The sequence below is a fragment of the Desulfovibrio sp. Huiquan2017 genome (assembly GCF_017351175.1).
GTDB lineage: Bacteria > Desulfobacterota > Desulfovibrionia > Desulfovibrionales > Desulfovibrionaceae > Pseudodesulfovibrio.
Genome location: NZ_JAFMPN010000020.1, coordinates 42,190 through 63,292, shown reverse-complemented (window position 1 = coordinate 63,292; position 21,103 = coordinate 42,190). Strand labels below are relative to the sequence as shown.

The window sequence follows — 21,103 nt, the reverse complement described above, 5'->3', positions numbered from 1 at the left end:
CGCTTGTTTCCTGTGATTGGTGTGGAATCCTAGCCTGGGCCGCGGCGGCTACTTGTTCCGTTTCAGCTTGAGCAGGCGGGACAATGTGGTGGACCGCTTCAGGAGGGCGCAATTCGAAGCAGGCGCTTTTCGCTCCTCCCTGCGGATGTCCCGCAACATCCCAGCCGGGATTTCATGGCTTTTGAGGGAAGCGAGCCAATCATTGAGCCCCGCGCCGTTCTTGTACCAATCCAGGTGCTCTTCAGCGTAGGCGCGGGCCTGCCTCTGGCGTTGGGCAAGGGAGGCGAAATCGTCGACAAACGCCTGCATGGCCACTTGCAGTCCATCGACGCTGGCCAAACACTGGGGCCAGTAATAGCCATCCCACCTGGCCCAGAGCCTATCCACCGGCACGGCAAGACCGGATTCCGGGGTAATGAATTCGTTCATGGGCGGGTTGTCCGGAACGATCAGGGGCAGACCGCAGGCCAGCGCTTCGGCCTGCGTCAGGCCTATGCCGTCCAGGCGCGACGGGTACACGTAGACATCGCCCAGATGATAAAGCCCCGGCGCGGGGACCTCCTGATCGTAAATCTTTAACCTGCCCTGCTGCACCAGCTCATCCGCAAGAGAGCGCACATCCGGAATCGTGTCGAACGCCCCGCTTTGGATATGGAGCACGAAGAAGGCCTCGCCGGTAAGACGGGCAAAAGCGCGAAGGGCGAGATCGGCCCCTTTGCGGGCGGGATTGAGTCCCGCCGAAAGAAAGAACACCGGCCCTTTTTCGCTCCGGACGCCGTCCTCGAGCGGGCGAAACAGCGAAACGTCCGTTCCCCAGGGAAGATAGAGGCAGGAGGGGTGCCAGGAAAACACGCTGTGGTGCCGTCTGGTGTTGCAGATCAGGCCGTCGTAGGCGGCAAACCGCTCCACGGTCCTTTCGGTGTAATAGTCGACATAGCCGATGGTCTTGCAACCGGCCTCACGCGCCCACACCACCGGGGGCAGCCACCACTGTTCATTGAAGAGTACGGTGTCCAGGCGATTGTCGGCAATCCAACGCAAAAATTCCCGCTTGTGGATGGGGGTGACCACCTTCACGGGCGCCGCCGCCCCCCAGGTCACATCCGGCGTGTCCCATTCGGGGTCGCCAATGGCATAGCGCTCGCCGCCCCGGGCGTAGATGAAGACCTCGTTGTCTTGCCTGCGCAGGAGGTCTCTATACTGGCGGGAGACATAGGCCGCCCCGCGTTCGAACCACGTGGAAACGATGCCTATGCGCACGGGGCATCCTCCCCGTCACCCAGACAGCCGTTCACGACCGCAGCGATACGCCCGGCGGCCAGCCCGTCCCCATAGGGGTTCTGCGTCCCGCCCATGCGTTCGTAACTCCCGTTGACGTTATCCAGCAATTCGCTGACACCGGCAATGATATCGTCCGTATCCGTTCCCACCAGGCGGCTGCAACCCGCGTCCACGCCCTCGGGACGCTCTGTGACCTCGCGCATGACCAGGACCGGCTTTCCGAGCGAAGGGGCCTCCTCCTGGACGCCGCCGGAGTCGGTGAGCAGGCAGTGGGCGGCCTGCATAACGAAAACGAACTGCCGGTAGGCCAGCGGCTTGGTGAGCACAATGTTCACGCAATCGGCGAGTTCCGCATACACGACCTCGCGCACGTTCGGATTGAGATGCACGGGATAGAGAAAAAACACGTCCGGATACTTAGCGGCCAACTCCCGCAGGGCGCGGCAGATGGATTGAAATCCCTGCCCGAAATTCTCGCGCCTGTGCCCGGTGACGAGCACAAAACGACGGCCGCTGTCCAAAACGGTGCGGACGTCCTCGGAAAGCTCTGGCGGGGCGGAGCGAAGCCGCGCCGCAGTCCAGAGAAGCGCGTCGATTCCGGTATTGCCCGTCAGATGGATGCTCTCCGCCGGGACGCCCTCGGCAGACAGGGTGTCGACGGCCCGTTGCGTGGGCGCGAAGTGCAATGACGCGGTCAACCCGGCAATGCACCGGTTCAACTCTTCGGGAAAGGGCGCATGCATGTTGTGGCTGCGCAGCCCGGCCTCGACATGTCCGCACGGGATTCCGCGATAAAACGCGCACAGGGAGACGACCATGACGGTCGTGGTGTCGCCCTGGACGAGGACCATGGCCGGACGCTCCCGTTCCAAGACCTCATCGACCGCCCGAAAGAGATTGGAGGAAAGCTGTGCCAGGCTCTGATTCCGAACCATCAGGTCGAGGTCTATATCCGGGGCCAGCCCGAAATCGCCAAGGGTCTGCGTGAGCATCTCCCGATGCTGCCCCGTGGAGACGAGCAATGTCCTGAACCGCTCCCCCCGCTCGCGCAGGGCAAATACCACCGGAGCCATCTTCACGGCCTCCGGCCGTGTCCCCACAAAAACCAATACGGATCGTTTCACTCGTCGCCCTCAGACCGTTTTTTCATTCTCAACCGGGCCGTTTCCATCAACTCGTCTTTTCATAAAAAAAGAAATTCGCAAACGAAATTTCCTTGTATTCATTGGGGACGATCGCGGTCAATGTCCCCCCCGGCGCGTGTTCGGCTACCCAACGAAAAAACAGTGGTGATTGACCTGCGGGGTTTCATCTACTGAGTCGAACTCACTTGAATAAATACAGATAAACCGACTCAACGAGGGAAACAGCTGAGCCATGTACTCCGCAAAAGCACTGTCCTCCACCAAATGCTAGAGCACGTCAAGGGAAAGGAAAAGTCAATAAATTTCACCCCGGTGCTTTCCAATGTGCTTGAAAATCGTGTTGGACGCCGTGTCTCTTTGCCTGCACACCTTGATGGCTGATTTGTTAATGTCATAACCACAATATTGGGGGACTCTAAAAAGGCTCGCCTGGTTCCCGTCGCCACACCCGAATTCGCCAACGGTTTTGATCCCGTTTTCGCGAATGAAATCATTTAGTACCCAAGCTTTGAAATCCGCCAAATCCCCATACGATCCAAGGCCGGACGTCCCGTCTTCGGCATAACGTGTTTCCCAATATGCAGCGGGAATGCCCCCTCCCCCCTCAGGCACAGCGCCGACCAAGCCTTTTTCGGGCGAAGCCGCCAGAATAGGTCATGCCGACATCAAACGCCGCCTGTCGATTGCTTTTGATAGTTCTTACCTAAACAAAATAAGCTACCATCCAGGTCTAGGACTGTAAAGCTTGCGGCGCAGTGCCCTGGTCGGGCGGCAAGGGCATGCCGTCGCTAGCATCAGGTTCGATCTTGTCAAAGACATACCGACGATCAAGCTTCCACCGGGACAACTTCCTCTCGATCTGCGAAGGCATCACCACATACTTTGCGATACGATTCAACGCGGCGTTCCTGACCAGAAAAACAGCAAGAACAAGAAGAATGGGACCCACCACACCCTTGCGGCCATGTCTTTTCAGTCATGGCAATATTTCATTTCTCACAACGATGGTCAGCAGACAGACACTGAGAAAGAAAAAGACGACATAGGCTCCGGGCCGCGTTGCAACGAACAGATTTACAGGCGATGGACGCAATTGCCAGCAGATAGATGGCAATGGCATTCTGTTCGCTGAGTACCAACAATTGATCGGAAAAGACTGCAAGCCAATCAAATTGGGCCAGATTGTCTTTTTTATGTATAGAAAAATAAAACCAACCTTGCGCAAAAATATAGACCAACGGCCCGACGATGAAACCGATACCCAGTAGGAAGCCGTTTCGAATATACCGTTTCAGCCTCCTTGAGCTCTCAAACAGCAACGACCAAAGGGGTAAAAAGACGAGAATCTGGTTTCGAAACCAGAAAATCGCGCCAAGAAAGAGGCCCACATACAACGGACGGACTTTTCTGACGACGGTCAAACAAACAGCAGCGGTCACCAGAAGACAAAACGGTGCCTCGGACAGTGGACGGACTAAAGCTCCGGCAAAGGCAGACGTGGCACACAGGAACAAGCTCACGAACGTAGCCCAAACACTGTCTGTGTAGTGTTCGACGATCATGGGAAAGAATAGCGTGATGCCGAACAGACACGGCAAACTCAGCATGAGCGAAATGATGTGTGGCTCATGGATGCCTGTAATTTTGACAATTCCTCCAGCCAGAATGCGGTAAAAGCCTTGAAGCCGACATCCTAAAAATTCAGCCCGATCCGCATGTAGTCGCAAATGTCCGAATTGTCGTATACGCCTTTCAGGAGCCTCCCCCAAAAGGCGACGGCCGCATAGAGCATCACCAGCGTGAGCAGATGCTTGCGCTGAACCCGTTCGCACCACTTCCCACCAGGCACACCATCAATTATCATTTATTTTTTTGTGGACGCTTGCAAGGCTAAGCCAGAATACACCGCTGTCATCACAACGGACAGATATTCACTACCTGTGCCCCTCTTTCAAAGCCTTCCAGGCAAGGGAACAGAGAAGGGTAGCCGCTGCCAAGACACCCATGCATGCGATGGAATAAACCCGCTGGCCCAGGAGAAACAGACCTATATCGGGATTACTGACGCCCGCCAGCGAAAGGGCCGCAAACCAACCGGCTTCCAACACCCCCAACCCACCAGCAGTAAAGGAAAACACGAAGGCCAACTGGGAAACTGGCGTGGCGAAGAATATGGTGGTCACCGAGAAATGCAGTCCCGGGGCATAGGCGAATCCGAGATATTGAACCGCCAGGATAACAGGCTTCAGACAAGTCATGCCGAACAACTTGACGCATGCGGTCCGATCTAGGGAAGGCAGGTCCACGGGCCGGACGCGATTTCTCAGAAACGGCAGCTTCGAGGCGAGTCCAAGGCCCCAATTGAGCGTGTACGGCATGACCTGAACAGCTCTTGCCGAAGCGAACCAGAATATGGCCGCCCCCCCCAGGAGACAATTGCCACCACTAGGCTTGCGGTCAAGACCTGTCCATAGGGAAAAATAGACGAGACAGGCCGGCAGAATAGGGAAAAGCACGGTGGCGTCCATGACTTTGTCCCAAAACAGTGCTGTCCCGGCCGCCGCATAGCTGTGATCGGCCCGCTGTTTCGACCAGACCAGTCGCCCACCGACATCCCCCCAGTCCTTGGGCAAAATGAAACTGACGAACGAGGTCACGGCGAAGACCGCAAAAAAACGATGGAGAGGCAGCCGGGTCTGGCCGAATAAATTCGCCAGCCGGGGCCATCTGACAGCGACCACGAACGTGACCGCCAGAGTTGTCAGGAAAGACAGGAGGAGCGAAAGCGATTTCGGCGATGCGAATCGCTTCCAGTCGATTCCATATCCGTCAGATTATCTCGACAGGAAAGGCCAGGTACACTGCGGGAGAGCAAAAGACAAATGGCCGTGACCACCCGAGAATCGACCACGGTATCCCTCGAGGGATCTCCCCCCATCGAACCGAATCAACGCCGATCATCATCGGCTATGGCTATTGCCCCAACTCCGAAATAGGAGGCGGCGCATTTGTTGGCCCAGAAATTCTTGTCCTGGGACAACCCGCCAAAATAGCCGTGGCGGAACATGGCGTCACGCTCCCCGCGCCTCGGGAGAATCACTGTTCCGGCACCCCGCTCCCTGGCTGCATTGATTATCTCCATATTTTTCGCGCTATATACGGATTCATCATGATAATTATGCACAGTGGACAATACGAAAGGAACAATCAGCCCGATAGACACGCACAAGACGGCATTCCCGTACCGGGTGAAAAACGCTTCGATTCTGCCGGTCTGCACGCACGTTGAGACGATAAGCGCGATCGCCACGGTCGTCCAGAACATGAACATGCGGTTGTCGAAATCATAATGCGCGATGGGAAGAAGCTGTACATACAGAAGAACAAGCGTTGCGGCGCCAATGGCAGCGGCCAATTGCGTCTTCTTCCTTTCCCCTCCGCAGCAACGCAAGCTCAAGACGCAAAAGAGGACAAACACAACGAATAGATAGATCAGGTATTGATTGTGCGAAAGATTCCTGCCCAGCATTACCGTCTTCTCCCAAAAGGAAACCCCGCCATGGGCGACCGTTCCAAGCCGGACGTAATTACCCGGCGCAGCGATCAGTACACAGCCGCCGATGAGGTCTCCAAAAAGGAACGAATACACTGACTTGGACAGGGCATTTCGGGCGGTTCCGGACAGCGTGGCGTACAATGCGTATGCGAAGGCAACGATGAGTATGGAGGAAAAATATATTTCGTTGTAATTGCCTATGAACAGGCCAACAGCGAAGAACAATACAGCCTTGCCGTTGCTCTCGCTCCTTGCCCGCAACAGGCTGTACGCAACGCTGACCAGTATCGAAAGTCCCCATAGATACTGCAACCCGCCCGTCTTCCACAGGGCGCTGGCCAAGAACCTCGTCGCATAGAGAGCCAGGAGCATCACGGCGGCATAAAACACGTAGAACCGGGGACTGGCGGACAGTTTCGGACTGTTGATCGTAGAAATCCTGAACGTCTTGAATATGAATACCGCCAGGGCGAAACTGTTGACGACGTTAAACAACGGAATGAGGTAGCCCTCCAGCGGCGCGTTCAGGAAGACATATGCCAACAGCTGGGCCGTCATGCGGCCTGTCCAGTTCATGTAATCACTAACGAGATGCTCCCAGATGGTATGGTTCCAGAGCGCAGCCGCCGCGCCCCGGCAGAGGTCGTCCGACACCAAGGGCTGGAAGAAATTGAGCACCAGAAAATAGGCGAACAAGAGGATGTTCACCCCGAGTATTCTTTTGTTCATTTTTCCGGCATGCCCGCTCTGTTTGCCTTGAATCCGCCGTTGTGCGCGACCTGCACACGCCCCTCGTCCAGCACGTCGTAGCAGCATCATGTTTCATATGCAAAATCTTTATGGCCGGGCCACCACGTACGCGAATTGATGACCATTCCCCACGCCTGGGGTTTCCGTTCCGCGTGTGCCTTGGCCAATATACAAACAACGAAACAGCCAAAGCCGATGAGACGAATCTTGTTGTAGACGAGCCCATTGAAATATATAAAAGTAAAGACCTGTGCCCTCATCCCGGCCGCAACGCCCCCGTGCGGACGGGGAGCCGCAAGGACTCCCTCCGCAGTCGGCGCCGACAATGCCCGAACAACATGAAACGAGACAATCGTATGACCGCATCAACTATGGTAGGCGTGATCTGCACCCCTCCCCGGAACCGCCGACAACCAGGATTGGTCAGTCTGGTCATCCCCATGTTCAACGAACGCGACGGGCTGGACGCTCTGTTCCAGGAAATTTCCAAAATCCAAAAGGACATCGCATCCCCCCTGGAGGTCGTCTGCATAGACGACGGGAGTTCGGACGGGACTTTCGATGCCCTCTGCCAACGGGAGGAACCCTATATCCGGGCATTCAAATTCTCCCGCAACTTCGGCAAGGAAGTGGCCCTTTCGGCGGGCCTGGATATGTGCACCGGCGACGTCGTCATCCCGGTCGATGCCGACCTGCAGGAGCCTCCGACACTGATCGTCCAGATGCTCGCGGAATGGCGCAAGGGCTTTGACGTGGTCTTTGCCGTACGCAAAAACCGCGAGCACGACACCAAAAGCAAACGAATCACTGCGGGCTTGTTCTACAAGGTCTTCAACCTGATCAGCGAATCCAAGATTCCGGAAAACTCCGGCGACTTCCGGCTCATGGACAAAGCGGTGGTTGATGTCATCCGCAGGATGCCCGAACGCAACCGATTCATGAAAGGGTTGCTTACGTGGCCCGGTTTCTCCACGACCGAGATATATTTCGACCGCCCGGAACGCCACGCCGGGGGCAGCAAGTGGACTCCCCTCAAACTGCTCGGCCTGGCCGTCGGCGGCCTGATCTCCTTTTCCAACCTCCCCCTGCGCATAGCGACCATCTGCGGGGGAGTAGTCTCGACACTGGCCTTCTTCTTCGCCATATACGTCGTCATCCGGTATCTGCTCCTCGGCGACCCGGTTCAGGGTTACGCCTCCCTGATGACCGCCATCGCCTTTTTCGCAGGGATGCAGTTGCTGGCCCTGGGCACGTTGGGCGAATACATCGGTAGAATTTACATCGAATCCAAACGTCGGCCTCTCTATATCATCTCCGAGATTCACGACAACATGGAAGAATAGCCATCCATCGTTCCGTGCAGATGCGTTCCCTCACCAAAGACAAGCAACAGTTCCTGCGCTTTCTCGTTGCAGGCCTCGCCAACACGGCCGTTCACATCGTGGTCTTCTCCCTGCTCGTCCGTTTTCTCCCCATCGCGCTTTCCAATGTGCTGGCCTTTCTCGCCGCCAACATCTTTTCATTCTTCGTGGCTTCGTATTTTGTTTTCAAGGTCCGAACCCATTCCCTGCGGCAATACGCGCACTTTCTCTTCGTCTCGAGCATAGGTGCGGCCATCAGCTACGGCATTGGGACCCTCTGCGATCATCTGGAAATAACGTCCATTGCCGCCCCGCTGCTCACTGCCGCAATCGTCGCCCCCGTCAGCTATTTGCTGCAACGTTGGGTGTTTTGGAGGAAGTGCCCACCAACGCCTTAACGGCTAGAAGCGCCGCCTTGGCGTCGCGCACCGTCCGAGACCATCGGCCGCTCCGTATAGGGTACGCGGAAAATATGCCGTTTGATTTGACAACCCCACAGCCAGGCCGTACCCACGGGAAAATCATCAGCCCACACACAGGTGACGGCGGATGGAGAAACGGGTATTATCCGCTCGGTCGTTTTACGGAAGCACAAATACGTCCGGCCCGGTTCGTCGGGACTAAAGCGGCCCGCCTCCACACGAAACCGTCTCCCCGAGTTGCAACGACAGTTATTTAGGAGCATTTTTTGTCGCAATACAATCTCAAGATAATTCCGAAAATCAGCAACCGCCACCTGATAAAACGCTGTTTTTCCTATTTCACCCCGCATAAATGGAAGGTGGCCATCGGGATGCTCTCCGCCGTGGTCGTGTCCAGCACCAACGCGGCCACCGCCTACCTGGTCAAGCCCGCCATGGACAATATTTTCGTTCAGAAGGACGAGGTCGCCCTGATACTCGTCCCCCTGGCTTTCCTGGGCGTCATCGTCATCAAATCGGTCTTCCGTTTCCTACAGGTCTATCTGATGAACATCACCGGCCTGTTGGTGCTCGAACGCCTGCGCAACGAGATGTTCGAACGAATCCTGCTGCTGCCCATGCGCTTTTTCGAGGAAAGCCAGGTGGGCATGCTTATGTCACGCATCCTGGGCGACGTGGCAGGCATCCGCGAAAGCGTGCCAACCATTGTCATGGGCGTGCGCGAACTGATCACTTGCGTCTCGCTGGCAGGCGTGGTCCTGTATCAGGATTGGAAGCTCGCGCTCATCGCCCTGGTGGTTCTGCCCGTTTGCATCGTACCCGTAATCCGCTTTGGCAAGCGCCTGCGCAAGCTCGGACGCCGCCTGCAAGTCCAGGGCGCGGACATCAACTCCGTGGTCCAGCAATGCCTGAGTTGCGTAAAGCTGATCAAGGCCTTCCACACGGAAGACAAGGAATACAAGCAGTTCCAAAAGGAAAGCCACGGCATCGTCCGCCTCTCCAAGAAACAAGTCCTGGCCAGCGAAATATCCACTCGCATCATGGAGTTGGCCGGAGGCGTGGCCATCAGCGGCGTGCTCTGGTACGGCGGCCTGCAGGTGCTCAAGGGCATATCCACGCCCGGCACCTTCTTCTCCTTTGTCACGGCCATGATCATGCTCTATGAACCGATCAAGAAGCTGAACGAGGCCAACAAGACCATGCAGGGATCCCTGGCCAGTGCCGAGCGCGTCTTCGGCTTGCTGGACTCCCCGGAGGTCATCCCGGAGAGTGGCGGCGACCGAGAGCTGACCCTGCCCCTGAAGGCCATCGAGTTGGACGATATCGTCTTCACCTACCCCACGGGCAACGAACCCGCGATCAAGAAGCTGCAACTGACCATCCGCCAAAACGAACGCATTGCCTTGGTCGGCCCCAGTGGCTCGGGCAAGACCACCATGGCCAACCTGCTGCCCCGCTTCTATGACGTGGACAGCGGCCAGATTCGGTTCAACGGCGTGCCCATCCAGGAATACGATCTGGGCATGCTGCGCCGCTCCATAGGCATCGTCTCCCAAGAGCCCACCTTGTTCAACCTGACCATTCGGGAGAACATCGGGTACGGCTTCGACGACGTGAGCGACGAACAGATCGTCGAGGCGGCCAAGGCGGCCTTTGCCCACGATTTCATCGAGGGGCTGCCGGACGGGTACGACACCAACTGCGGCGAACGCGGCATCAAGCTCTCCGGGGGGCAGAAGCAGCGCATCACCATCGCCCGGGCCCTGATCAAGAACCCGGCCCTGCTGATTCTCGACGAAGCCACCAGCGCCCTGGACACCCAGGCCGAGCGCATCGTACAGAAGGCCTTGGAAAACCTGATGCAGGGGCGAACCAGCATCGTCATCGCGCACCGCCTGTCCACCGTGCTCAACGCGGACCGGATCGTGGTCATGCAGAAGGGCGAGATCGTCGGCATGGGCAACCATCGGGAACTCTTGGAGAGTTGCGCCCTGTACCAGCGGCTGTACAACATGCAGTTCAGCGAGGCCCTGTCCGAAGGCGAAGCGCGCCTGATCGCCTCGGAAGAGTAGACGCGGCACGGCATCCAGCTCCGGCGCAGAGCAGGACGACAATCTGGGATCACGGGATTTATTCACGCAGTCCGATTTGTTTACATCCCCAGTTGTAGAGGATAATATACTCACCTTATGTTGGCCCCCCTGTTTTCCATCATCATTCCGGTCTTCAACGGGGCCGGGTTCCTGGATGCGACCCTAAGGTCCGCCCTGGATCAATCGTGCCGGGACCTGGAAATCCTCGTCGTGGACGACTGCTCCACGGACGGATCCGCCCGAATCGTCGAACGCCATATGCAGGCGGACTCCCGCATCCGCCTCTTCCGCCACAAAACCAGCCACGGCGGCCCGTTCGCCGCGCGCAACACGGCGCTCGACCACGCCTCGGGCGACTACCTCGTCTTTCTGGACCAGGACGACCTGCTCATCCCGGGCGGCCTGGAAAAGCTGGCCGCGACGAACACCTCGGGCAACGCCGACATGGTCCGTGGTCTGCGCATCTCCCTCAAGAACGGCCGCGAAAAGGTCATGAACGAGTTTCTTCCCGATCCGCCGCTTGAAGACGCCGTCTTCGCGCAAACGCGGGAACTCTGGTGCGGACAGCACTTCGCCTCTTGGGCGTTCAGCCGGGCGCTCGTCGAGGACGCGGGGCTGCGCTTCGAGCCGTTCATCGGCCATGACGACAAAGTCTTCCTGCTGTACGCCCTGGCCCATTCGAAACGAATTACCGTGGGCACCGCACCACTGATCAAATACCGGCGGCACCGCGGTTCCCTGCAGGGACGGCGCAACCTGAGGGAGATGTTCCACGACATGCAGGCACATGCGGCCATTATGCGCTGCCTGTACGATACCGGGCACCACGATATCCTGGCCTACCGCTTTCCCCGTTGGGACTTCCCGACCATTGCCGGGGCGTGTGCCTGGGCCGCGACCTGGGGGAGCCCCGAGGACCGGCAACGGTTCCAGGAAACCGCCAGAGAAATCCTGAACCGACCGGAAATCGAGCATCTCAAACTGGAGGACGACGAATCGCGGACCATGCGGTCCCTGCTCCTGGCGGGTGAAGAACCCGACGCCACCCGATTCCTGCGACATTACAACCACCGTCTACGGCGGTATCCGGCGTGGCGCGTGCTCTGGAACACCGGCGCGGCCGCTCTGGGACGGCGCTCCGCCCCGCGCTGACGGGTCAACCATGAAGCCGTTTCCGGACCGCGCACAGCGCGGCCCGAACCATGCAATCCGATGCAGAACATCTCCTCGTCCATCCGCCCCAAGCGCACCCTGACCTGCCAACTACGGCGGAGCGTGGACGCACGAGTGTCTACTCAGGCTCATGCCCGAAGATGTGCTGAAACCGGCCGTGCAACGTATCAACACCCGGCTCGGACGGCTCGAGACTTCCCCGACAACCGAGTAGCCCCACGCAAACGGCAGCAACCCTGCACCCTCCCACAGCCATGAACAACGAACGCCCCCTCGTCAGCATCATGATTCCGACCTACAACCAACCGGACTTCCTGCCCGAGGCCGTGGATTCCGCCCTGGCGCAAACTTATCCGAACCTGGAAATCATCATCGCCGACGACCGCTCCACCGACGAAGCCTGCCGGGAGGTCCTGGCCGCTTATGCGGACACTCCCAGGGTCCGGGTGTGCCGCAACGAGACCAACCTCGGGCGCGTGGCCAATTACCAGAAGACGCTCTACGAGCGTGCACGGGGGGAATGGGTCCTCAACCTGGACGGTGACGACTATTTCGTGGACCCGACCTTCATCGAGCAGGCAGTGCGGCTGGCGCAGGCGCACCCTGAAGTGGTCATGATCTCCGGGGTATTCGTGGACCGCTCGCCCGAAGACCGGCTCAAGCCCAGCAAGGCGAACAGCGGGCCGGAGCGGATCTATTCCGCCGCCGAGGCCTTCGAGGCCATGCTGGAAGGCGGCTATTTCCCCTTCCACGGCTCAACCCTGTACAGGCGCGAGACCGCCGTGCGCATCGGGTTCTACCAGCACGACATTATCTCCGCAGACCTCGAATCCCTCCTGCGCCTGATGCTGACCGGGCACGCGGCCTCGCTCCCGTGCGAGGCCATGGTCCGCAGGCGACACGGCGGCAACGTCAGCAGCGCCATCAGCGTTCCGGACTTCCTGGACGACACGATCACCTTTTCCGCGCCGCTACGCGCCGGGAGCGCGATGGAGGCCAAGGTGGACAAGAGCTTTGTCCGGGACTGGGTCGCCCGCTATACCTTCCGCAAGGGCAAGGACAACGCCTACAAGATCCTCAAAAACAACCGGTCCAACGCGGGCTACTTCGCCTACGTCCGGGAGATTGTCCGCTGCACGCCCAAAAGCGGCGTTCGCATCCTCTTGCAACCCAAGAACATCCTCAAGGTACTGAGGAATTTGTTGGGCCACGCATAACCTCCCGTCCGGAGAAACCCGTTGGAAAGCATGGGATTCGCCTGTGCGTTCAACGCCATGTCCGATGTCTTCTCAGGGGAGAGCGTCGCATTCTTCGATGACGACGAGGCAAGTATGCCGATCCGCCTTTTTCCCGGTCGTTTCGAACCGTAAAACTCTACTTTGGCCGCCTTGCCTTTGGTCGAAAATGGTCGCTCACCTGCGCAACAGATCCAGCCGCCTTCCCTATCCCGGACAGGAAGGCGATAACGGACATGTCCAGGCCCGTGACCGCACCGGAGAATTCAACCCGTGCCCGCCGGTTCCTCTCGAAGAGTCCCCGCACCCGGGGCAAGGGACACGCCGCGGCGCATCCGGTGGATCGTGAAGGCGCTACTCGTACTCGCCAAGCGCCCGCCGCAATGCCGTCACATCGCCCATCAGCAGGTCCATATCGCGCCGTATGCGTTCTGTGGGCCAATCCCACCAACGAATCTTCTCCAGCAACGCGATGTCCTCATCCGGAAACCGCTTCCTGACCTGCCTTGCGGGCGCGCCGACCACTACCGCATAGGGCGGCACGTCGCGCGTCACGATGGCCCGGGAGCCAATCCGCGCACCGTCGCCGATGGTGACCCCCGCCATGATCAGCGCTTCGAATCCTATCCAGACATCGTTTCCGACAACAATGTCGCCCTTGTTGTCCCAACTGTCGGTAACGGGCAATGCGTGCTCCCACAACTCACCGAAGATGGCGAAGGGATAGTTGACGCACGCGGCCTGCTTGTGGTTGCCGCCGTTGAACAGGAATTTGGCGCCGTGGGCTATGGAGCAGAACTTCCCGATGATCAGCTTATCCCCGTTCACGGGGTAGTGATAGAGCACGTTCCTGTCCTGGAACCGCGAAGGATCGTCAAAGTCGTGATAATAGGTGTATTCCCCCACCTCGATATTCGGCTTGGTGATCGCCTCCGCGAGATGACACGTTTGGGCGTCCCCGGACCGGGGGAACAGCGGGAGACTCATGCCGTTTTCCTCCACTTCAGACGGCCGAGGGGTTCTCAGCCGCGTTATCGCTGGGTTGCGGGATGCAACTTGCGCGAGGGACGATAGGCCGCCCGCCGGCCCATGTCAAAATGCGGAAGAATTGATCGGCGCCAGCCGAAAAGCGCCTGAAGGCATTCGGGGCCTAATGCGCCCTGAGGAACATCAGGCCGACGAGCACGGCCAGGAGCAGGGTCCAGACCAGGGCCGCGCGCAGGGTGGCCTTCCTGGCCCTCTCCTTGTCCCACCAGGACAAGGGGCGGATGCCCTGGACCAGAAAGGTGCCGACTCCGGCCAGATTGAGGCAGATGATATTGACGGCGAAAAGCAGACTCGCACCGCCCGCTTCAGAAAAACGCTCCGCGCCCAGAAACAGGCCGCAGGCGATGAGCGGGGGGAGCAGGGACAGGGCGACCATGACCCCGACCAGGGAAGTGGGGACGCCCAGGGTGACGGTGATGATTCCCGCCGCACCAGAGACCATGGCCAGAACGATGTCGGAGTAGGCGGTCACGCTGCGGGCGGCCAGCTCGCGGTTCATCTCAGGCACGCCCAGCAACAGCCCGGCCCCGACGGACAGGGCGAAGCATAGCCCCACGCCCACGGCCAGGGTCTTGAGGGCCTCGCGGCTGAGGCGGGCGTCGCCCAGGGTGGTGGCCAGGCTCAGCCCCACGTTGGGCCCGAGCAGCGGAGCCAGGACCATGGCCCCTATGATGATGGCCACGTTGCCGCGCAGCAGTCCGATGATGCCCACGAGAGAAGAAAAAAGCACGAGCATGACGTAATGCTTGGAGAGCAGGCTCGTGTCCAGGACGTCGTTGTAAAGTTCCTCGCGGCTGATGGAGCCGCCGCCATCCGTACCTTCCCCGGAAAAAGCGGTGTGCTCCCGCGTCTCTTCCTGGGTCAGTTTGTCCAACCGTGGCAGCGTGGCCTCGGCAGGATAAACCACGATGCGGTACTTGTCCGTCCAGGCGAAGAGTTCCTCCAACTCGTCCAGGACGTTGCCGGTCTCGGCCACATCCAGAATCACGCGGAAGGACAAGAATTCCTCGTCATCCAGCGGTGAAGCCCAGAACACGTATCCCGCATCGGGCTGATGCTCTTCCAGAGACTTCTTGACCTCGTCCTTATCCGAACGGGGCGTGACGACTTCTATAACGCGCAATGCCATGGTGCCGACCTCGCAAGATTCCGATATGCCAGCTCATACCACAGGAAGCTTGGAGAGTACACGCGCAAGACCCGTCACGCGGACCAGCGCCCCTTGAACCGGCTTGAAGAAAATCAAGTATGAAACCGAGGCCGGGAAGAGGGAAAGGGACGTTCCCCATAACGGGCTTCCCCTTCCCTCTCCCCCCGGCCTCGGCTAGGCGGAGGCGAGTTCGTTGATGAGGCTGTCGAGGTCGTGGGCGATGGTGCTCAACTCCTGGCAGGCCTGGGCGGATTGGGTCATGGCCCGGCTGGTGTTCTGGGAGATACGGTGCATGTCCTCGGTGGCCTGGGTAATCTGCTCCGAGGTGGCGGACTGTTCTTCGGCCGCAGCGGCGATGCCCTGGATCTGGCGCACGGAGTCTCGCGAGAAGTCCACGATTCCCGCCAGGGATTTGCCCGCGTCCTCGGCCAGGGAAGTGCAGGTCTCAACCACGAGGGCGACCTTGTCGGTCTCGCTGACGTTGCGCTGGGCCATGGTCTGGATGGCCCCGATGGCGCTGCCCACCTCGGTGGTGGCGACCATGGTTTTTTCGGCCAACTTGCGGACCTCGTCGGCGACCACGGCGAAGCCGCGCCCGGCATCGCCCGCCCGGGCGGCCTCGATGGCCGCGTTGAGCGCCAACAAGTTGGTCTGGTCGGCGATGTCGTTGATGACGGTCATGACCCGGCCGATGTCGTCGGCCTGGGCTCCCAACTCGCCCATGTTGTCCCGGAGCAGGGACGCAAGCTCCCGGACCTCGTTGACCGAGGCGACCACCTTGCCCACCACTTCGTGCCCGCCCTGGGCCTGGCTCTCGGCCTGCTCCGCGTTCAAGGCTGCCTCGTTGGCATTGCGGGCCACTTCGAGCACGGTGGCGTTCATCTCCTCCATGGCCGTAGCCGTCTCCGTGGCGCGGGTACTCTGTTCCTCGGCCCCGGTGCGGGATTCCTCCACGCGCTCGGCGAGTTGCCGGGAAGCGGAGGTCATGCGTTCGGACAATTCACCCGCCCTGTCGGCCACGAGCTGCATCTTGCGCTGCGAGCCCAGGATGTCGGTCTGGTCCACGATGACTTCAAGGGCACCCACTACCTGGTGATGCTCGTCGAACAACGGGCAGGCGTAGCCCTGTATGTCCACTCCGGACTCACCGAGTGTCCCCTGGGCCGACCCCATGGCTCGTTCCATGGCCTGCATGGCCCGGGTGCAGACGCAGTTCTCGGTCGTGCAGATGTTGGTGTTGAACATGGTGCTACACCTCGAACCCAACAACTCGGCTTCGCTGCGGTCGGCGGCCTTGCGGGCATGCTCGTTGACGAAGAGCAGTCTGTGTCCCCGATCCACGGTGAAGAGCGGGAACGGGAAGGAATCGAAGGTGGCGGTGTAGGTGTCGGCCACCCGGTTCATGCTCTGGATGAGCTGCGCATACGCCCCTTCGTACTTGGCGGCGTCGCCGCGCGCCCGGACCGCACCCCGGGCGACTTCGCGGGCAGTGGTCTCGCAATCGTCGATGAGCGCGGAGAGATGGACCGGAATGCGGCTGACCGAGCGATGGATGGCGCCGATCTCGTCACGGCTGGTCGCGGGCTCGTTTTGGGTCAGGTTGCCACGCGCGACCTGTTCGGCCAGGTCGCGGATGCGCTCCAGGGGCCGGAACACGGCGTAGCGCATGACCCCGAACAGGGATAGCAGCGGCACGAGCACGGCCAGGACGAAAAGGATGAGGACCAGGGCCACCGCGCCATCGATGATCGCATTCTGCACGGCGATATCGCGGGCCAGGGTGATCACGCCGATGGGCTTGCCCTGGTAATCCTTGACCGGCAGATAGGCCACGGCGTAATCCCCTTCGATGGTCACATATTGGCCGTCCACGGCCTTGCTCAGCCGATCGGCCGTGATCCGGCCCGCCAGTTCGGCATTTTCCTTGCCCGCCACGCGGACGAACGCTTTGCCGACCAGAGGGTACTTCTTGGAGTCCTGGAGGTTGGTGGTGGTCGGAAGCAGATCGGCGTTCATGAACAGGGTGTAAAAGCTACCCGTCTCGTCCTTGAAGAGCTTGAAAACGTCGTCATAGCTCTTGAGCACTTCCACCGAGCCGAGCTGACGTCCCGTCGCGTCCTTGACGGCCACCACTCCCCGAATGGCGAAGCCGCCGCGTCCGGGCTCGATGCCCCGGCGGGGCTTGCCGTCACGGTTCACGTCCAGGACGGTCTTGCGGAAGCTGGAGATGTCGTCGGACACGTCCATCCATTTGCCGTTGCGCTTGGCCTGCTTGTCGCGCCACATGCGCGCCAGGCTGCGCCCGTTGGGTAGATGGAAATGCAGACGAAGCTTTTCACCGAGCGTCTCCCGGTAGCCCTCCAGGGCAGGCGCGAGTTCGGTGCGCAGGGCCTCGCGGGCGTTCTGCACCACAGGGTCGCTCTCGTCGGCCATGTTTCCCTGATGCGCCAGGGAAAAAGCCCGGACGACCACAGGCAGACGGCTGAACAAGGCCGCTTCCTCCTCGGCCCGGACTGCGGCTTCCTCGGTGTTCTGCTCCAAGGTCTTGGCGGCATTGCTCACCAACATACCGGCAAAGGAGGTCCGCACTTCATCGAACCTGTCGGTCAACAGGAAAAAGCCAACACATCCGATCAACAAAATCAGCGGGAGGGTCGGCAACAGGATTTTGTACTTGATGCTCATCGTCTATGCTCTCCAGATAATTGGGCAGCCTTCTTCCAGGTTCGGCTACCCGCTATTTAATATCAGAAAAGCCCGGCAGCCAAGGCTGAGCTTACTCCGGCAAGCGTAACACCATTTCATGCACTCATAACCGAAGAAGTGGTATGATATTAACAACGTTCCATATTTCACATTATATTCGTCGATATTCAAAAATACCACCTGGCCGAACCGATTTTCTTGTGAAAAAAGTAGCATTCACCAGATCCCAATGTCTGTCCCCTCCGCTGCCGGACGGTCTACGCAAAAAGACTTGCCCCCTGCGGCGATTTATGCCAGAAGGCCCACTCCACGAGAGGAACAAACCGGCCATCCGGGCGTCCGCCCGGCCGAAACGGACCTCACGTCCCACTGTCCCCATCGTCTAGCCTGGTCCAGGACGACGGCCTTTCACGCCGTTAACAGGGGTTCAAATCCCCTTGGGGACGCCAAGGAAATACAAGGCCTTACGCACACCGCGTAAGGCCTTTTCCTTTCCACGTGTCACCCGCAAGTGTCATTTTTCCGGACTCGGCCTCCGACCGCATCGACCAATGCTGCATCCAGGGCATCCACGGCACCGGTGGTCTTCTTCGTCCGGAGGATGTAGCGCTGGGTCGTGGCGATGGACTTGTGCCGAAGCAGATGCTTCACTTCCATGATGGTCGCACCGTTGTCGATAGCCACTCGGGCCGCCAGGTGACGGATGCCATGAAAGCCGAACGGCTTCACCCCGGCTTCGGCGCACAACCGCTTCAGCCACCGATTGTTCGGGTCCAGAAGACCGTTGAACCGATTGCCGAAGACCAGATCCTCGGCGCCGGACACCAGCTTCCATTCGGCCAGCTTGGCTCGAAGCCCTGCGGACATGGGGAGCTCATCGAATTCCGCGTTTCCGCTTCGCCGCTTCCTTGTCCAGTAGCCGACAAGCCCTGATCCGAAGTCGACCTCGCTCCACTTGAGTTTCCAAAGCTCGCTCCTGCGCGGCGCGGTATGGAAGGCCAGCAACAGCAGTTGCCTACGACGAGGTCCCGCCAGGTGCACCACCTTGCGGAAATCGTCCAGCGGCGGGACGTAGCGCGGGTGGCGATCCTCGGGGAACCTGTCCACATGCTGGAAGGGATTGTCCCTGTCCAGATTGAGGTACTTGATTCCCCACACCCAGGCAGCGGCGAGATTCTTGCGATCCTTGTTCGCCGAATTCCCGGTTACCGTCCTGGAGACCATGGCCAGATGCTCCAGAGCCACGTGAAGACTGATTCGCCCAACCAGCGACCGGTCGTCCCTGAGGAAAGCCCCCAGCCGCTGGAAAGCCAACCGTTTTTCGTTGTAGGTCTTCCGGCACATCGTGGCCTCGACGTGATCGAGGTAACGATTCGCCCATTCCGTCACGGTCAGAGCCCGGCCAATCACATCGGCCTTGGCAGGGTTTCTCTGGTCGGCCACCTTCAATGCCTTGACGGTTTCGCCTTCCCAATCCCCTGCCTGTCTCTTGGTTTCAAAGAACTTCGTGCGCCTGATGATCGGACCATGTGTCGGGGTGAAACGCACCACACCCCTCCACCGTTTTCCTTCCTTGTAGGGCATATTTTCTCCTGCAGGAAAGGTCGCTTACCATCATTGAAGTTACCAAATGCCATGACGATCCGTCAAATCGGACCGGCTTCCGCCTTCGTCCGAGATTGGCGCCTTTTCTGCATGGCCGAGCTGTCCCCTGGCGATGTACGCCTTGAGCAGCTCATGGTGAAATCGGATGCCCCGTTTACCGATCCGAAAAGCCCCCAGCGCGGCAAGCATGGCCGGAGTCCTGACCAGGCTTTCCGAACAATTCAGAATTCGGGCGACATCCTTGACCTTCAATGCGTTCGACATGCGACCTAAACCAAAGGGTTAAACACCTGTCCCGCTGCGGGACTCCCAGCCAACCCTTAAGTCTGATCACACCGGCACCTTTGACCTCAAGGAATCGAGATAGGGTATTTTCACTTTTTTCGATGAGTCGCTCATGAGGGGCGAAAGTCCTCCCCGCCCATCGGCCACAAGCCGACGGGCGGGGAGGACGGTTACCTGAAGATGAATCGCTCAGGCGATTCATCTTCAGGTAACCTCACGCCCAAAAAGGGAAGCCCCACCGAAAAGGGCGGGGCTTCTTCTAACGGGAACTGCCAAGGTAGGCATCGGATACGTCACGGCGGCCAGGGGAATGGCCTGCAGTGACTTCGATGTCGTCACGGGCTTCGGCGTCGAGCCGGGGCCATTCGTCCCCAGCCGTGTCCCGCGCGGTCTTTTGGAAGGCTTCCACGGATTCGTGCTGGTTGGGCGGCTGGAAACCCGTGTGCTCGACGTACATGCGATGAAACCGCTCATGACGGTTGCTGTGCAGCGTCCACCCGCTTTCCTTCTTGGTGAAGCCGCAAAGCCTAGCCGCGTAGGACAGCTTTTCCTGCCATTTGTCGCCCATCCCGCTCGGCATGAGATTATGAATCCCCGGCCTGTCGGATTGACTGACGTATGGCAGAGCTCTCTCAAGAGCATCCTGCTGCCGATCGGAGAGATTGTGCAGCGTCCTAGGGCGCCCACCCTTCGAGCCATACTGGATGTGAAGAGTGCGGGCTTCCTTGTCCCAATCGTTGATCAGATCGACTTTCGCCGATTCTTCTCGTCGGAGCCCCAGTTCGTACTGAAGTCGGATCTGAGCGGCACACCGGGGACCGTGCTCATATGAGGATTCAGCTTCCAGTTTGGCGATTGCCCCCAAGACAAATTCAGGGGCAACCGCCTTGCTGTTGGCGTTGGCAATGGTCCCGCGTTTCACGCCGAACACGTCGTTGGTCGGGCTGATGCGGGTGTTGCCGTAAGTTTCGCACAGGTGACGGGCTGCCGAAAAAATTTCAGCTATGCGCCCGTCACCCACGCCCTGTTCTTTCATCTTGGCGGCCACGGCCGCAAAATGCTTGTTGGAAATGTTGGTCCATTTGCGGACTCCAAACCCGGCTTCACGCAACCGGCCTGCGAAGGCTTTGGCATTCTGCCGGATTCTGTGCTGTTTCGAGCGCGGGCCGGACAGGGTTGCCCTGTTCGCGCCCAGTACCAGACTGATGGATTTCATATGGATCTCCTTCCTGAAGTTCGGGGCAGCGCCCCGGGACAAAGCAGATCGGACCTTCCCCGCTTGCCGGGAAATGAC

Annotated in this window: 16 protein-coding genes and 1 tRNA gene; 6 read left to right on the top strand and 11 right to left on the bottom strand. The window is 59.4% G+C overall.

The features are described 5' to 3' along the window. Positions 1-48 precede the first annotated feature (48 nt). The 5 genes from J0909_RS16380 to J0909_RS16360 all read right to left on the bottom strand — a co-directional run bounded on the left by J0909_RS16380 (position 49) and on the right by J0909_RS16360 (position 6,801). Complete coding sequence (locus J0909_RS16380; RefSeq protein WP_207264549.1) at positions 49-1,260, bottom strand: glycosyltransferase family 4 protein; 1,212 nt, start codon at positions 1,258-1,260, stop codon at positions 49-51. Next, positions 1,251-2,405 (bottom strand): non-hydrolyzing UDP-N-acetylglucosamine 2-epimerase, encoded by a 1,155-nt coding sequence (wecB, locus tag J0909_RS16375; protein WP_207264547.1) that lies wholly within the window; start codon positions 2,403-2,405, stop codon positions 1,251-1,253. The genes J0909_RS16380 and wecB overlap by 10 nt, the downstream gene beginning before the upstream one ends. Positions 2,406-3,415: 1,010 nt before the next feature. Next, positions 3,416-4,258, bottom strand: coding sequence for a hypothetical protein (locus J0909_RS16370; RefSeq protein WP_207264545.1), 843 nt, complete (start codon positions 4,256-4,258; stop codon positions 3,416-3,418). A 102-nt stretch (positions 4,259-4,360) separates the two neighbouring features. Further along, positions 4,361-5,200 carry a lysylphosphatidylglycerol synthase domain-containing protein gene (locus tag J0909_RS16365; RefSeq protein WP_286182097.1) on the bottom strand — a complete coding sequence of 280 codons (840 nt, stop codon included), beginning with the start codon at positions 5,198-5,200 and terminating at the stop codon, positions 4,361-4,363. A 173-nt stretch (positions 5,201-5,373) separates the two neighbouring features. Then, a complete protein-coding gene (locus J0909_RS16360) occupies positions 5,374-6,801 on the bottom strand; it encodes a DUF6056 family protein (protein WP_207264541.1) in 1,428 nt (475 codons plus the stop codon). A 287-nt stretch (positions 6,802-7,088) separates the two neighbouring features. Between J0909_RS16360 and J0909_RS16355 the strand changes: the two genes are divergently transcribed. The 5 genes from J0909_RS16355 to J0909_RS16335 all read left to right on the top strand — a co-directional run bounded on the left by J0909_RS16355 (position 7,089) and on the right by J0909_RS16335 (position 12,998). Next, the gene (locus tag J0909_RS16355; protein WP_207264539.1) at positions 7,089-8,075 is read left to right on the top strand and encodes a glycosyltransferase family 2 protein; all 987 of its coding nucleotides are present in this window, start codon (positions 7,089-7,091) and stop codon (positions 8,073-8,075) included. 20 nt (positions 8,076-8,095) lie between these two features. Continuing rightward, on the top strand, positions 8,096-8,491 hold the full coding sequence (locus tag J0909_RS16350) for a GtrA family protein (RefSeq protein WP_207264538.1): 396 nt from the start codon (positions 8,096-8,098) through the stop codon (positions 8,489-8,491). Positions 8,492-8,781: 290 nt separating this feature from the next. Then, a complete protein-coding gene (locus tag J0909_RS16345; protein WP_286182092.1) occupies positions 8,782-10,587 on the top strand; it encodes an ABC transporter ATP-binding protein in 1,806 nt (601 codons plus the stop codon). A 117-nt stretch (positions 10,588-10,704) separates the two neighbouring features. Continuing rightward, entirely contained in the window at positions 10,705-11,760 is a 1,056-nt protein-coding gene (locus J0909_RS16340) for a glycosyltransferase family 2 protein (protein ID WP_207264536.1), read from the top strand. 275 nt (positions 11,761-12,035) lie between these two features. Then, positions 12,036-12,998 carry a glycosyltransferase family 2 protein gene (locus J0909_RS16335; protein ID WP_207264534.1) on the top strand — a complete coding sequence of 321 codons (963 nt, stop codon included), beginning with the start codon at positions 12,036-12,038 and terminating at the stop codon, positions 12,996-12,998. A gap of 372 nt (positions 12,999-13,370) precedes the next feature. Here J0909_RS16335 and J0909_RS16330 read toward each other — a convergent pair whose 3' ends face one another. The 3 genes from J0909_RS16330 to J0909_RS16320 form a co-directional block, all read right to left on the bottom strand. Continuing rightward, positions 13,371-14,003: a CatB-related O-acetyltransferase gene (locus tag J0909_RS16330; RefSeq protein ID WP_207264532.1), complete on the bottom strand. Its 633-nt coding sequence runs from the start codon at positions 14,001-14,003 to the stop codon at positions 13,371-13,373. Between the two features lie 163 nt (positions 14,004-14,166). Then, a complete protein-coding gene (locus J0909_RS16325) occupies positions 14,167-15,192 on the bottom strand; it encodes a TIGR00341 family protein (protein WP_207264531.1) in 1,026 nt (341 codons plus the stop codon). 195 nt (positions 15,193-15,387) lie between these two features. After that, complete coding sequence (locus J0909_RS16320) at positions 15,388-17,898, bottom strand: methyl-accepting chemotaxis protein (protein ID WP_207264529.1); 2,511 nt, start codon at positions 17,896-17,898, stop codon at positions 15,388-15,390. Between the two features lie 392 nt (positions 17,899-18,290). Here J0909_RS16320 and J0909_RS16315 point away from each other — a divergent pair. Next, positions 18,291-18,368: transfer RNA gene (locus tag J0909_RS16315), tRNA-Glu, on the top strand. 52 nt (positions 18,369-18,420) lie between these two features. Here J0909_RS16315 and J0909_RS16310 read toward each other — a convergent pair. From J0909_RS16310 to J0909_RS16300, 3 genes are all read right to left on the bottom strand, one after another. Continuing rightward, the gene (locus J0909_RS16310; protein WP_207264527.1) at positions 18,421-19,503 is read right to left on the bottom strand and encodes a tyrosine-type recombinase/integrase; all 1,083 of its coding nucleotides are present in this window, start codon (positions 19,501-19,503) and stop codon (positions 18,421-18,423) included. 39 nt (positions 19,504-19,542) lie between these two features. Continuing rightward, positions 19,543-19,788 carry a helix-turn-helix domain-containing protein gene (locus J0909_RS16305; RefSeq protein WP_207264526.1) on the bottom strand — a complete coding sequence of 82 codons (246 nt, stop codon included), beginning with the start codon at positions 19,786-19,788 and terminating at the stop codon, positions 19,543-19,545. 280 nt (positions 19,789-20,068) lie between these two features. Beyond that, a complete protein-coding gene (locus tag J0909_RS16300; protein WP_207264525.1) occupies positions 20,069-21,025 on the bottom strand; it encodes an integrase domain-containing protein in 957 nt (318 codons plus the stop codon). Positions 21,026-21,103: the final 78 nt, after the last annotated feature.

Bases quoted from the DNA above. Each gene is read 5' to 3' on its own strand.
- J0909_RS16325 (WP_207264531.1), bottom strand. From the start codon at position 15,192: ATGGCATTGCGCGTTATAGAAGTCGTCACGCCCCGTTCGGATAAGGAC.
- J0909_RS16300 (WP_207264525.1), bottom strand. From the start codon at position 21,025: ATGAAATCCATCAGTCTGGTACTGGGCGCGAACAGGGCAACCCTGTCC.
- J0909_RS16355 (WP_207264539.1), top strand. From the start codon at position 7,089: ATGACCGCATCAACTATGGTAGGCGTGATCTGCACCCCTCCCCGGAAC.
- J0909_RS16360 (WP_207264541.1), bottom strand. From the start codon at position 6,801: ATGATGCTGCTACGACGTGCTGGACGAGGGGCGTGTGCAGGTCGCGCA.
- J0909_RS16350 (WP_207264538.1), top strand. From the start codon at position 8,096: ATGCGTTCCCTCACCAAAGACAAGCAACAGTTCCTGCGCTTTCTCGTT.
- J0909_RS16310 (WP_207264527.1), bottom strand. From the start codon at position 19,503: ATGCCCTACAAGGAAGGAAAACGGTGGAGGGGTGTGGTGCGTTTCACC.
- J0909_RS16330 (WP_207264532.1), bottom strand. From the start codon at position 14,003: ATGAGTCTCCCGCTGTTCCCCCGGTCCGGGGACGCCCAAACGTGTCAT.
- J0909_RS16320 (WP_207264529.1), bottom strand. From the start codon at position 17,898: ATGAGCATCAAGTACAAAATCCTGTTGCCGACCCTCCCGCTGATTTTG.
- J0909_RS16340 (WP_207264536.1), top strand. From the start codon at position 10,705: ATGTTGGCCCCCCTGTTTTCCATCATCATTCCGGTCTTCAACGGGGCC.
- J0909_RS16335 (WP_207264534.1), top strand. From the start codon at position 12,036: ATGAACAACGAACGCCCCCTCGTCAGCATCATGATTCCGACCTACAAC.
- J0909_RS16305 (WP_207264526.1), bottom strand. From the start codon at position 19,788: ATGTCGAACGCATTGAAGGTCAAGGATGTCGCCCGAATTCTGAATTGT.